Origin of the sequence: Bacillus sp. FSL M7-0558 (assembly GCF_038003245.1) — a bacterium.
Classification (GTDB): domain Bacteria; phylum Bacillota; class Bacilli; order Bacillales; family Bacillaceae; genus Bacillus; species Bacillus pumilus.
The window spans coordinates 1,713,503-1,726,271 of record NZ_JBBOOU010000001.1; the positions used below are offsets into that span (position 1 = coordinate 1,713,503).

Sequence of the window (12,769 nt, forward strand, 5' to 3'; positions counted from 1 at the left end):
GTCAGCTGATCAAGTAGATGAAAGACTTCACACGTAATAACAGACAAAAACAACACCCTTTACGAATCAACGTAAAGGGCTTTTTTATTTATTCTTTGATGGCTTTTTCTGCGTCAATGGCACCTGCCCCGTAAATCATCGGGTCATCCCCAGACCACTTGCTTGTATTTTCTTTTAACAGGGTTTTGACCTCATCGGGCGTTAAATCTGGTGAATGCTCTAATAGAAGAGCACAAATACCAGCGCAAATCGGTGTTGCCATAGATGTGCCAGATAACGTCGTGTAATCATCATCGACTCTGCTTGATTTGTCGAGTTTATCTAGAAAGGATCTTGGTGATCTGAGAGAGACGATGTTTACTCCTGGTGCAAGGATATCAGGCTTTGTCTCACCATAAACAGTAGGACCTCTGCTTGAAAATGGTGCCACGATATCATCGTTTGATTCTGGTGTATTCCGGTCATCAAAAGCGCCAACCGTAATCACTTTTTGACTGACGGCAGGGCTCGCAATCGTTTGACTGTTAGGACCAGAGTTTCCGGCTGCGACGCATACTACAATGCCTTGATCCCAAGCAGCATTGACAGCACGCACCATCGGATCGTCCTGTTCGTCATCATAACGCTGAGCATCTCCGCCTAGTGACATACTCATAATATGAATCGGATCATCAGGGTGATCTTCATTGAACTGGATGCACCATTCAACCCCTTCTATAATAGTAGAAAGCGATCCAGCCCCTTGTTTATTTAACACTTTTACGCCAATTAAATGAGCTTTTGGAGCAGGTCCTTTGTACAAGCCATCTGAGGCCGCTCCGTCTCCAGCTACATCTCCAGCGCAGTGAGTACCATGCCCGTTATCATCATAAGGCTTTGTTTTTTGCTTGACTAAGTCCACAAAATCGCGAATTCTTCCTTCTAAATCTTCATGCGGATAAATTCCTGTATCAATGACAGCGACCGTAATGCCTTCCCCAGTTAAGGCTGTACCGTTGCGGAAGACTTCATCCGCGTGACTGGCTTGTGTGGCCACATCCAGAAGTGCATGAACTTTCCGGTCTAAATAAATTTTACGAATATGCTCACCATTTGCTAACAGCTCCTCTAAAGCGGCCGGTGTTATGTCTGCAGCGCAGCAGTCGATATGTGAAAAGTGCCGTTTGATATTTGTTTTTCTACTTTTTTTCATGAGTTGTTTTGTGCTTTGAATCCCTGCTTCGACCGCGTCTTCCTTAAATTCAATAATTACACGAAGCTTCTTTCTCTTCTTTAATCTTCCTTCAAAGAAACGATGAAGAAAGCATGGCGTCCATTTAAAAGGTTTATAAAGGTGAAGGACGGTCTCTCTTAAAGGCTGATCTAGTTTACTAGCATGTGTCCTGACCATTTGCACCATAGAAAATCCAAACATGTGATGCCCTCCATTCTAGCTATCCATTCTTGTACACTCTTACGTTATGAGAATGAGAGCTGCTTTGTTCGGATTCTTGTCCCTTCTTTTCTTCATATTGGCGGCTTACTCATTTCTGATGAAAAAGAAAAGCGCTTACATTTTGTAAAATAATAGAAAAAGGTGGAAAACATGTAGAATCAGCCGATGATAGGTGGGAGAGTTCTTCTTAGAGAACCGGTGAAACAAACGATTTTGCAGAAAAAAAGGAGGGGTTAGACAGGGTCAATGCTCATACAAATGTGACTTGTCACAGAGGAAAAAAATCAAATCCATATAAAAACAAGCCGAATTAAAGAAAACAGACTGGATAGAACTAGGTCATTTTAAACATAACTTCGTTTGTCTGTCATACTATTCTAACTCTGTTTTCAAAGACGAGAGGCGTTTCTGTGTATATAAATGCAATTATCTTATTTTTGAGGAATCTCATGATCTAGAGTGTTATGATCAAATTTGAAGAGAAAAAGTGGAAAAAATGAAAAGAAATGATGATTCAATATAAATCATAGAAACGGCTTAGAAATCTGTTAAAGGAGAACGGGAATGAAGAAGTTTTTTGCTTTGCTTCTCCTGCTTGCGATCGGATGGGGCGTTTATTATACAATGCAAGCACAGGAACATGATGAGCCATTGTCATCAGGTGGGGAAGACGAAAGCGGTTCAAATGATATTTATCGCAATTTTAAAGAACTGGAAGAAAACGAATCAACAAGCAGCTATCAAATTACAGCCAACCCAGTGCCTGGAAGCCGTCTTCTTGTGATGTCACCCCATGGCGGGAGAATTGAAGGCGGCGTGAGTGAGATCGTCCATTTTTTCGATAATGATTTCTCTACGTATTTGTTTGAAGGTTTAAGAGAGAATGCATCAGAACTTCATGTGACAAGTACAAACTTTGATGAGCCAGTCGGCGTCGCGCAGGCAAAAGCACACGATTATATCTTAGCAGTGCATGGATACAAAGGTGAGGAAGGCATTGACCATACGCTCGTTGGCGGAACAGATTACGACCGTGCAGAAAAAATAGTGAACTCATTAGAGCGGAACGGATTTTCTGCTGAACTGGCTGTCGCACACGCAACCCTGAGCGGAACAAGCAATCATAATATTAATAATCTTACTAAAACAGGGCAAAGTGTACAGTTAGAGATTAGTAGAAGTCAGCGTGAAGCTTTATTTGACAGTTTTGACTTTCGGCGGCGGTCGAGTACAAAAAACGAGACGTTCTACCGGTATGTCAGGGCGATTCGGACAGTGCTGGATGAGGAATATACATAAAGATGGTGCACATGTTAAGACAAGCAGCGTGAATTCTTGTTACACTATAAAAAGTGATAACAAAAGGAGAGACGAATATGGCGCGTCATCATTTTCATCTTCAGGCGAGCTGGCCTGGCCTGCGTAACGATGTGGGTACAATCTCATGCGAACAGTTAAAAACGAAGATTTCAATTCCAAAAGAAATGGACGGTCCCGGCATCGGAACAAATCCAGATGAGATGCTCTTAGGTGCAGCGGCTACGTGTTATATTATTACACTTGCCGCTATGATGGAGCGGAGCCAATTAGAAAAAGAGGATCTCACAATGAGTTCTGAGGCTGTCGTAGATGTGACAAATGGTGTGTTTACATATGAAAAAATCATTCACCGGCCTGTCATCATCCTCAAAGCCTCTGCTTCTCCGCAAGATATTGAGCTGGCCCGCAAGCTCGCGCACAAAGCCGAAAGCTCATGTATGATCTCAAGAGCTGTTCAAGGAAATGTGGACATTTCCTTAGAAGAAACCATTCAAGTCGGCGGGTAAAAACAAAAAGTCATTTTCTCTTAATGAAATGGAGAAAATGACTTTTTTTATGACGTCCATTCGGTTTGATCGATTTGTTCTTTGTTTTCTTCCTTTTGTTTTTTTGACAGGTTCAAGACAATCACGCCGCATATCACTAGTGCAAGACCGATGAAGCCTTTTATGTGAATGGTTTCGTTAAACAGCACGAGTCCGATAAGAGCAGTGAGTGCTGTTCCAACGCCAGACCATGTTGCATAAGCAGACGAAAGGTCAATCGTTTTAAGTGCCAGACTGAGGAAGGTAAAGGCACACCCAAATCCGATCAGGACCCCAATACTCGGCAGCAGTTGCGAAAAACCTTGGGAAAGCTTCAGCATCGTACTGCCAAAAACCTCTGTCAAAATAGCCCCTGTTAAATAGAGCATTCCTTTCATGATCTCTCACATCCTTTATGACATATTTAAAAGTACGACTCCTGAGACAAGCATCGCCATCCCAATGATTGCTCTTTGGTTCAAGGTTTCTTTGAAAAAAAGCACGCCAAAAATAGCCGTGAGGACTGTACCAACCCCAGACCATGTTGCGTAAGACATGCTAAGCGGAATGATATTCAGTGTCAATGACAGCATATAAAAGGCAAGTGTATACCCAGCAACAACGACAGCGCTAGGCTTAAAGCGAGTAAAGCCATTTGAGAATTTTAACATCACGGCGCCAATGGCTTCTGAAAAAATGGCCACAGCTAGAAAAAGATATCCGAGGATCATGATTATCCCTCCTCTAATAGGTGTAAAATCCGATGAAGTAAAAGGGTTTTTTCCTCTCGGTTCAGCGGTTCAAGCTGAAACATTTCTGAAAACCATATTCCATCACATGAAAGGCGGATCAGCTGGCTCAATGCAGGGTCATTGATTTCCTCAGCTGCTTTCGCTTTGAACTCTGCATAAAAATCACGCCAAGGGTTCAATAACGCTTCATCAAATGACATGGTGGCCAGCATACTTGTACATAACTGGGTCGTGTTTTGCATATCAAGATCATTTAATGTCGCCAAAATATATGCACGTACATAAGGAGCCTTTTCGTTTTTGTATGTTTCCTGATACGACTCAAGCTGCTGACGAAAGCAGACAATCGCGTGCTCATTCATTTTTTGAATGAGCTCTTCCTTGCTTGAAAAATGATAAAGCAGGCCGGCCTTGGTCATATGTGCATGCTCTGCTACATGTTGAAGGGTAAGCTGACTTAATCCTTCTTTTAAAATCGTACGAGCAGCTGCCTCAAAAATTTGCTCTTTTTTGGTTTTAGACATAAAAAAAACACCTACTTTACTGAACGGTCGGTAAAGTAAATGTTAACCCATGAAAAACTAGTGTGTCAATCGATTCATTTTATGAAAGGTTGTTTTCACTTAAAAGACATGTTTAATAATAAGGGTATGGTCCATATGGCGGGTACGGAGGCGGATAAGGGTACCCATAGCCATAGCCTGGAGCAAGCAGGGACCCAGCAAGTAGTCCTCCGGTAAAACCACCTAAAAATGGAGCTCCAAAAAATCCAGGTCTCCCAAAACCAAATCCAGGTCTTCCAAAACCAAATCCTGGGCCTCCAAAACCAAACCCAGGGCGTCCAAATCCAAAAGGTCTTCTCATGTCTTCTTGAATAAACGGTGGTGATTCAAAATAATTCATAAAAAAAGGCTCCTCTCACATAAAATCACTGTAACTGACATCAGTGTATTCAAATGGCCTACATGTGTTTGGGTGACCGCCTAATATAAGGAGGAATGTCAAAAATGGGCCTGTATCCATCTGATTGGGCAAATTGTCCGCCGCATGCTCATGCCTATAAAGCACGAACGGATATAACAGAAGAGCATTATCATTTAATTGAAGGGATCTCTCAGCCTGTAAATGGAAGCAGTACTGACAAGCATACGCATTACTATCGCGGGGTCACCTCTTTTGAAAGAGGCCATTTTCACAGATACTATGGCATCACAGGACCTGCTATCCCAAGAGCCGATGGCACACATTATCACGAAATCCAGGAGGTCACGTATTCTGCTTATACAGATCCTGTCCCCATCCGATACGGAGGTGTCGTCTATAGTCCAGATCAAGAGAGGCCAACGCATACCCATCGTTTTAAAGGAAAAACATATGAAGTGGTCGGAAATGAACCACTCGGCTGGTGATGGGCATTATATAGGAGAGAAAGAGAAGTTATGCTATACTGTAGGCAGTTTGTAAAAGAGAGTGATGTTATGAAAAAAACGAAACAACCAGTGATTGTATTAGTAGGACCGACGGCTGTCGGCAAAACAAAACTGAGCATACATATAGCCAAAGCATTTAATGGAGAAATTATCAGTGGTGATTCTATGCAGATTTATAAAGGAATGGACATTGGAACAGCTAAAATCACCCCTGAAGAAATGGATGGTGTCCCGCACCACTTAATTGATATGAAAGAGCCGGACGAATCCTTTTCTACAGCTGAATTTCAGCAACTAGTCCGTATGAAAATCAAAGAGATTGCCGCTAGAGGGAAAACACCCATGATCGTCGGCGGAACAGGTTTGTATATCCAATCTGTTTTATATGATTACACATTTACCGATGAGAAAAGTGACCCTGCTTTTAGAGAAGAAATGGCGCTGTTTGAACAGCAGCATGGCTCCCTTCAGCTACACGAAAAGCTAAAGGCAGTAGACCCTGATGCTGCAAAAGCCATTCATCCGAATAATGTCCGCCGCGTGATCCGGGCGCTGGAAGTGATCCATACAACAGGTCAGAAAATGTCGGAGATGCAAAATGGTCATCAAGAAGTTCCTCTTTATGATACAGCCTTCATTGGGCTCAAAATGGATCGAGAGCTTTTGTACGAGCGCATTCACCAAAGAATTGATATGATGATAGATGAAGGCTTAATTGAGGAAGTGAGCGCACTTTATCAATCTGGCTTGAAGGATTGTCAATCGGTTCAAGCGATTGGTTATAAAGAGCTGTATGCGTATTTTCAAGGTGACTGCTCACTTGATGAAGCTATCCAGCAATTAAAGCAAAATTCCCGTAGATATGCGAAGCGTCAGTTCACGTGGTTCCGTAATAAAATGGATGTCACTTGGTTCGACATGACACCGCCTTGCCACTTTTCAGACAAAAAAGAGGAAATTTTCGCATATATAGCAGGAAAGCTTGGACTTAAAGCGAAACTGTAGTTATCAGAATCAAGGAGGACGAAACATGAAACCGATTAATATTCAGGACCAATTTTTGAATCAAATTCGTAAAGACAATACATTTGTTACAGTATTCTTACTGAATGGCTTTCAGCTTCGCGGTCAAGTGAAAGGCTTTGACAATTTCACGGTGCTGCTTGAAACAGAAGGGAAGCAGCAGCTTATTTATAAACACGCCATTTCTACATTTGCACCTCAAAAGAATGTAAATCTAGAATTAGAATAGGATATGTTCGACCTAATAGCCCCATGCATCTGCGAATAAACCGGCCGGAACCCGCTACGTTTTTTGTCAGTGCAGAGGGGCTATTTTGCATGCCATGAAACTTTTCTGCCTATTCTGCGTATAATCCCTTATTGGATATGAAGAAAGGTGAGGGAAGCGATATGGAAAATGCAGAGCTTGAATTAAGAAGGATTAGAGTGATCCTTCTATTGATTGGGATTGTTGTCTTATTTGGATCATGCGCCATTTCAAACATTGAATCAAGACAGGAAAGCTGGCATAACTATTCTAATCAAGATGATCATGGACATATAGATGGCCTATTACAATCAGCTGTTGCACTAAAAAATAATCACTTTGCTGTTGTGAAAGATGATGAAGTACATGTGTACCGGTTTGATGAAAAAGAGGGAGAACTGACCCTTATTAAAACAAAATACATAGATGAGTGGGACGAAGATTATGATGATGATGACGATTCTGTAGAAGAGTAAGCACGTAAATTTACAAATGAATGTGAAGTCGCTACACTATAATCATGCATCAGACATCTAGACAGAAAAGGATGAGTTCATGACACACAAAATTAAAATTAATCATTGGGAACAAACTTGTGAAGACGACTCCTGTTTTGAATATGGAACAAGCGTTTCTGTAAATGGGAAAGAATTAGTCAGAGAAGCTTCAATCGTCTCTGCGCTTGAAGCGGTGCTAAAAGAATTAGGTGTTGAAGTGGAAATTACAGAAGTGTCAGAAGATTTACAGTGCGATGCCTACAAAAAATAAAACAAAAAGTCTAGTCTACTAAGCGATTTTTTTTCGTGTTATGATAGATTTCGGTTTCAGTTGAATAGAGAGTAGAGCAGTCTATTTTTAGATCCTGTTCTGCTCTATTTATTTGAACGTACGAGTTCGGCTATGAATGTTCGGCCGGGTTGGTTGATTTTTTTCGTTTCGAACATCTATATGTTGTGTTTTGAAAAAACATAGTATACTATATATAGTGAATAACGAAATGATCAACAATACTAAAAACTAGGTCGTGATGGAATTGATTCAAATCGTATTTGATTCAAAAACAGGAAATGTTCAACGCTTTTTGGACAAGACCCCTTTTACAGACAAACGAAAATTGACTGGAGAAGAGTTTTTGGATACGCCGTTTATTCTCGTCACCTTTACGACAGGATTTGGACAAGTCCCTAGTACTACTCAATCCTTTTTAGAGAAAAATGCTCACCTTTTACTAGGTGTAGCGGTGAGTGGAAACAAAGTATGGGGAGATAATTTTGCCAAAAGCGCCGATACGATTTCTAAACAATATCAAGTTCCTATTTTGCACACCTTTGAACTAAGCGGAACAAAAAGGGATGTTGAATTGTTTACACAGGAGGTAGAAAGAATTGTCACAAAATCAGGTTCCAAAGTGGATACAATTAAATAACGAGATTATGATTCAAAAAGAAGGAAAGTTTCAGTTCGATAAGGACAAAGAAGCTGTACATAGTTATTTCGTAGATTATATTAATCAAAACACAGTCTTCTTTCACAACTTAGAAGAGAAGATTGATTACTTAATAGAAAACGACTACTATGAGGAAGAATTTTTAAGACAATACAGCATGGCAGATATTAAAGAGGTATTCGAAGCTGCATATGCGAAGAAATTTAGATTCCCATCATTCATGAGTGCGTTTAAGTTTTACAACGACTATGCACTGAAAACAAATGATAAAAAGAAAATCCTTGAACGCTATGAAGACCGCATTTCAGTTGTAGCGCTTTTCTTTGCGGGCGGAGATAAAGAAAAAGCCCTTGAGTTTGTAGAACTGATGATCAATCAGGAATACCAGCCAAGTACACCAACATTCTTAAACGCTGGACGTAAAAGACGAGGTGAGCTTGTGAGCTGCTTCTTGCTTGAAGTGAATGACTCATTAAACGATATTTCAAGAGCGATTGATATTTCAATGCAGCTTTCAAAATTAGGCGGCGGCGTCAGCTTGAACTTGTCAAAGCTTCGTGCAAAAGGCGAAGCAATTAAAGATGTTGAAAACGCGACAAAAGGTGTCGTCGGCGTGATGAAGCTTCTTGATAATGCATTCAGATATGCAGATCAAATGGGACAAAGACAAGGATCAGGTAGTGCCTACCTTAATATTTTCCACAGAGATATTAATGATTTCTTAGATACAAAAAAAATCTCTGCAGATGAAGATGTGCGTGTGAAAACATTGTCCATCGGTGTCGTCATCCCGGATAAATTTATTGAGCTTGCCAGAGAAGATAAAACAGCTTACACCTTCTATCCGCACACAGTCTATAAAGAATATGGACAGCATCTTGATGAGATGGACATGGAAGAAATGTATGATGAGCTTGTAGAAAACCCGAAAATCAAAAAAGAAAAAGTCAATCCGAGAAAGCTTCTTGAAAAATTGGCTGTTCTTCGCTCAGAATCTGGCTATCCATATATCATGTTCCAAGATAATGTGAATAGAGAGCATGCATTAAACCATATTTCACGAGTGAAATTCTCAAACCTTTGCTCAGAAGTGCTTCAAGCTTCAGAGGTCTCTTCTTACGCGGACTATGATCAAGAAGATGAAATTGGTCTTGATATTTCTTGTAACCTTGGTTCATTAAATATCATGAATGTCATGAAAAACAAATCGATCGAAAAAACGGTCAAACTAGCAACAGACTCACTCACGCTTGTATCTGAAACAACAGATATTCGCAATGCACCGGCTGTTCGAAAAGCGAACAAAGCGATGAAATCAATCGGACTTGGTGCGATGAACCTTCACGGGTATTTGGCTCAAAACCAAATGGCCTATGAAAGTGAAGAAGCAAGAGATTTCGCGAATACGTTCTTTATGATGGTGAACTACTATTCAATTAAACGTTCAAGTGAGCTTGCAAAAGAAAAAGGAGAAACATTCCATCGTTATGAAGGCTCTGGCTACGCAACGGGCGAGTACTTCAATAAATACGTGGAGAATGATTTCACACCAAAAACAGAAAAAGCAGCAGCATTATTTGAAGGCATGCACATTCCAACAAAAGAAGACTGGGCAGCACTCAAAGACTTTGTAGCGGAAAATGGCATGTACCATAGCTACCGCTTATGTATTGCACCAACAGGTTCCATTTCTTATGTGCAATCGGCAACAGCCTCTGTTATGCCAATTATGGAACGTATCGAAGAAAGAACATATGGCAACAGCAAAACGTATTACCCAATGCCAGGTCTTTCAGCGCAAAACTGGTTCTTCTATAAAGAAGCGTACGATATGGATATGTTTAAAGTGGTCGATATGATCGCAACGATTCAGCAGCACGTCGATCAAGGAATCAGCTTTACACTATTCCTGAAAGATACGATGACAACGCGTGACCTAAACCGCATCGATCTGTATGCACACCATAAAGGCATTAAGACACTTTATTATGCAAGAACGAAGGATACAGGGCAGGAAGGCTGTCTTTCTTGTGTTGTTTGATTAAAGGAGAGTTTAACGTGACAAAAATTTATGATGCAGCCAACTGGTCAAAACACGAAGATGATTTTACACAAATGTTTTACAACCAAAATGTGAAGCAGTTCTGGCTTCCTGAAGAGATTTCCTTAAACGGGGACCTCTTAACATGGAAATATCTAGGTGAAAAAGAGCGAGATACGTACATGAAGGTACTTGCTGGATTGACTTTACTTGATACAGAACAAGGAAATACAGGGATGCCGATTGTGGCTGAACATGTAGAAGGCCATCAGCGTAAAGCGGTATTAAACTTTATGGCGATGATGGAAAATGCGGTACATGCGAAATCATACTCAAATATCTTCATGACACTCGCACCAACTGAAACGATCAGTGAAGTGTTTGAATGGGTCAAAAAGAATAAATTCTTGCAAAAGAAAGCAGATATGATTGTCAGTTTATACCGTTCGATTCAAAAGGACGATCCGATTTCTCTCTTTAAAGCAATGGTTGCTTCTGTTTATTTAGAAAGCTTCCTATTTTACAGTGGTTTTTACTACCCGCTTTATTTCTATGGACAAGGAAAGCTCATGCAAAGTGGTGAAATCATCAACTTGATTTTGCGTGATGAAGCGATTCACGGTGTATATGTTGGATTATTAGCACAAGAAATTTACAACAAACAAACACCTGACGTGCAAAAAGAGCTATATGATTTCTCGATTGACCTCTTGAACGAGCTTTATGAAAATGAACTTCATTACACGGAAGATATATATGACCAAGTCAATTTATCGCATGATGTGAAAAAGTTCATTCGTTACAATGCCAATAAAGCGTTAATGAACCTTGGATTTGCCCCTTACTTTGAAGAAGAAGAGATCAATCCAATTGTATTGAACGGACTCAATACAAAAACAAAATCGCATGACTTCTTCTCAATGAAAGGGAACGGCTACAAAAAAGCAACGGTTGAGCCGTTAAAAGATGACGACTTCTTCTTTGGAGATGAATCATAAGTAAGGCGTAAAAGTCAAAACGCATCACTCGTTTTGGCTTTTTGCCATTTCATATAATGCGTTACATACTGGAGGTTACCGAACATGGGGAAAATGGATGAAATCATACTAGTTGCACCGCGCACACGCGTATTCCAAAACGAATCGCTTGCGTTTAATGGTGTGAATAGTGAAGAGAAAACAATCAACACCATTATGAAAGAAATCGAAGAGCACTTCAAGCAGATGCGCAGAGGCGATGCGGAAGAAAATCCTGACTTCAAGCAGCCGATTCCTTATGTCGTGATTAAGCGTGAGGACGAAGTGTATGTATATGAAAGGCTTCAAGGCGGGGGAGAGACTCGATTGCATCATAAGTTATCTCTTGGCTTTGGTGGTCACATGAATTTCATCGAAGGCAAAAACTTTGCTGAAATTCTAAAAGAAAATACGGATCGTGAACTAGACGAGGAACTTTCTATTCAAGAAGAAGACAAACTTGAGATGAAAACCCTTGGTTTAATTAATGATGATGACAACAGTGTCGGCCGTGTGCACATTGGACTGTTATCGGCGCTTGAATTATCTCCAGGCGCTCATGTAGAAGTGAAAGAAACAGATCAAATCTCAGGAAAATGGATGAAAGCATCCGATTTGAAAAAGCCTGAATACTTCGATCGACTTGAAACGTGGTCTCAATTTGTCGTGAACATTTTAGCATAAAGGAATCAATCATAAACCGGCTCAGCAGCAGACTTGAGCCGGTTTATTTCGTTATAACAAGCTTCAGTTATTGGAAAACGAATGCGTCATGACCGGCCTGTTTCAATCTTGCGACGAGGTCATCCGCATTTTGCTTTGTACGAAAAGCCCCGGCTTGCACTCGGAACATGCCGCCCTCTAATACAACGAAGGCGTCAAAGCCTTTGGATTTCAGCGTGGCTGCTAATTCATCTGCATTGGCTTTCACCTTGAAAGCTCCAGCCTGAACTTTATAAAGATTACTAGCTTTTTTTTTCAGCTGAAAGGCTTTCTCTAATCCAGTGGCATGAGCGCGAGCGATGCCTTGAAGGAAGGTTGCGTTGCGGAGCTTATTTGCATCAGCTGTCGTATCGATGAAACCATTCTCTGTTAAAATAGCGGGCATAGAAGTTTCTCGAAGAACGTGGAAGTTCGCTGTTTTCTTGCCGCGGTTGGCAAAATCCACCGAGCGAACAATTTCATCATGAAGGGCATTGCGATACGTGGTGGTTGGTGCTGAAACGCCAGGATACACATAACTTTCAAAACCTGTGCCCCCGCCTGCATTAACATGAATAGACACGAAATAGTCAGCTCCCCAGCTGTTTGCCGCATTTGTACGCTGGGCCAAAGTAACGGATTGATCAATTGAACGACTTAAGCGGACGGAAACGTCATCATAATCACTAATCAACATATCTCTCAATAAAATCGCGATTTGCAGTGTGATATTTTTCTCCAAAAGTCCATTAGCAGCAGCTCCAGAATCTGTTCCTCCATGGCCAGGATCAATAAAAATTTTCACCATCTATTCATCACCTCGTCTTTATTT

Annotated in this window: 17 protein-coding genes; 11 read left to right on the forward strand and 6 right to left on the reverse strand. The window is 40.8% G+C overall.

The genetic code is table 11. The features are described 5' to 3' along the window. Positions 1 to 88 precede the first annotated feature (88 nt). Positions 89 to 1,414, reverse strand: coding sequence for a S8 family peptidase (locus MHB79_RS08480; RefSeq protein ID WP_050944956.1), 1,326 nt, complete (start codon positions 1,412 to 1,414; stop codon positions 89 to 91). 585 nt (positions 1,415 to 1,999) lie between these two features. Here MHB79_RS08480 and MHB79_RS08485 point away from each other — a divergent pair. Next, positions 2,000 to 2,734 (forward strand): poly-gamma-glutamate hydrolase family protein, encoded by a 735-nt coding sequence (locus MHB79_RS08485; RefSeq protein ID WP_003211920.1) that lies wholly within the window; start codon positions 2,000 to 2,002, stop codon positions 2,732 to 2,734. A 77-nt stretch (positions 2,735 to 2,811) separates the two neighbouring features. Continuing rightward, a complete protein-coding gene (locus tag MHB79_RS08490) occupies positions 2,812 to 3,261 on the forward strand; it encodes an OsmC family protein (RefSeq protein ID WP_050944954.1) in 450 nt (149 codons plus the stop codon). A gap of 47 nt (positions 3,262 to 3,308) precedes the next feature. Here the strand turns inward: MHB79_RS08490 and erbB are convergent, their stop codons facing one another. The 4 genes from erbB to MHB79_RS08510 all read right to left on the reverse strand — a co-directional run bounded on the left by erbB (position 3,309) and on the right by MHB79_RS08510 (position 4,934). Beyond that, positions 3,309 to 3,677, reverse strand: a complete 369-nt coding sequence (gene erbB / locus MHB79_RS08495) for an SMR family multidrug efflux transporter EbrB (RefSeq protein WP_034662159.1) — start codon at positions 3,675 to 3,677, stop codon at positions 3,309 to 3,311. 15 nt (positions 3,678 to 3,692) lie between these two features. Then, on the reverse strand, positions 3,693 to 4,010 hold the full coding sequence (erbA, locus tag MHB79_RS08500; RefSeq protein WP_003211368.1) for an SMR family multidrug efflux transporter EbrA: 318 nt from the start codon (positions 4,008 to 4,010) through the stop codon (positions 3,693 to 3,695). Between the two features lie 2 nt (positions 4,011 to 4,012). Beyond that, on the reverse strand, positions 4,013 to 4,555 hold the full coding sequence (locus tag MHB79_RS08505; protein WP_050944952.1) for a TetR/AcrR family transcriptional regulator: 543 nt from the start codon (positions 4,553 to 4,555) through the stop codon (positions 4,013 to 4,015). A 112-nt stretch (positions 4,556 to 4,667) separates the two neighbouring features. Continuing rightward, positions 4,668 to 4,934: a hypothetical protein gene (locus tag MHB79_RS08510; RefSeq protein ID WP_050944950.1), complete on the reverse strand. Its 267-nt coding sequence runs from the start codon at positions 4,932 to 4,934 to the stop codon at positions 4,668 to 4,670. A gap of 104 nt (positions 4,935 to 5,038) precedes the next feature. On the opposite strand from MHB79_RS08510, the gene MHB79_RS08515 reads away from it, so the two are divergent. From MHB79_RS08515 to MHB79_RS08555, 9 genes are all read left to right on the forward strand, one after another. Continuing rightward, a complete protein-coding gene (locus MHB79_RS08515) occupies positions 5,039 to 5,440 on the forward strand; it encodes a YmaF family protein (protein WP_050944948.1) in 402 nt (133 codons plus the stop codon). 69 nt (positions 5,441 to 5,509) lie between these two features. Continuing rightward, on the forward strand, positions 5,510 to 6,466 hold the full coding sequence (gene miaA / locus MHB79_RS08520; protein WP_340989487.1) for a tRNA (adenosine(37)-N6)-dimethylallyltransferase MiaA: 957 nt from the start codon (positions 5,510 to 5,512) through the stop codon (positions 6,464 to 6,466). A 25-nt stretch (positions 6,467 to 6,491) separates the two neighbouring features. Further along, positions 6,492 to 6,713 carry an RNA chaperone Hfq gene (hfq, locus tag MHB79_RS08525; RefSeq protein ID WP_003211269.1) on the forward strand — a complete coding sequence of 74 codons (222 nt, stop codon included), beginning with the start codon at positions 6,492 to 6,494 and terminating at the stop codon, positions 6,711 to 6,713. A 161-nt stretch (positions 6,714 to 6,874) separates the two neighbouring features. Further along, positions 6,875 to 7,207 (forward strand): YmzC family protein, encoded by a 333-nt coding sequence (locus MHB79_RS08530; RefSeq protein WP_003211073.1) that lies wholly within the window; start codon positions 6,875 to 6,877, stop codon positions 7,205 to 7,207. Positions 7,208 to 7,286: 79 nt separating this feature from the next. Continuing rightward, complete coding sequence (locus tag MHB79_RS08535; protein WP_003212415.1) at positions 7,287 to 7,499, forward strand: hypothetical protein; 213 nt, start codon at positions 7,287 to 7,289, stop codon at positions 7,497 to 7,499. A gap of 265 nt (positions 7,500 to 7,764) precedes the next feature. Then, on the forward strand, positions 7,765 to 8,157 hold the full coding sequence (nrdI, locus tag MHB79_RS08540) for a class Ib ribonucleoside-diphosphate reductase assembly flavoprotein NrdI (RefSeq protein ID WP_008360380.1): 393 nt from the start codon (positions 7,765 to 7,767) through the stop codon (positions 8,155 to 8,157). Next, positions 8,117 to 10,219: a class 1b ribonucleoside-diphosphate reductase subunit alpha gene (nrdE, locus tag MHB79_RS08545; RefSeq protein WP_003212060.1), complete on the forward strand. Its 2,103-nt coding sequence runs from the start codon at positions 8,117 to 8,119 to the stop codon at positions 10,217 to 10,219. Before nrdI ends, nrdE begins: the two co-directional genes overlap by 41 nt. Positions 10,220 to 10,236: 17 nt before the next feature. Beyond that, a complete protein-coding gene (nrdF, locus tag MHB79_RS08550) occupies positions 10,237 to 11,217 on the forward strand; it encodes a class 1b ribonucleoside-diphosphate reductase subunit beta (protein ID WP_003212452.1) in 981 nt (326 codons plus the stop codon). 84 nt (positions 11,218 to 11,301) lie between these two features. Then, positions 11,302 to 11,919, forward strand: coding sequence for a hypothetical protein (locus tag MHB79_RS08555; RefSeq protein ID WP_335355651.1), 618 nt, complete (start codon positions 11,302 to 11,304; stop codon positions 11,917 to 11,919). Positions 11,920 to 11,986: 67 nt separating this feature from the next. Here MHB79_RS08555 and MHB79_RS08560 read toward each other — a convergent pair whose 3' ends face one another. Then, positions 11,987 to 12,745, reverse strand: a complete 759-nt coding sequence (locus MHB79_RS08560; RefSeq protein ID WP_003211781.1) for an N-acetylmuramoyl-L-alanine amidase — start codon at positions 12,743 to 12,745, stop codon at positions 11,987 to 11,989. Between the last annotated feature and the right edge of the window lie 24 nt (positions 12,746 to 12,769).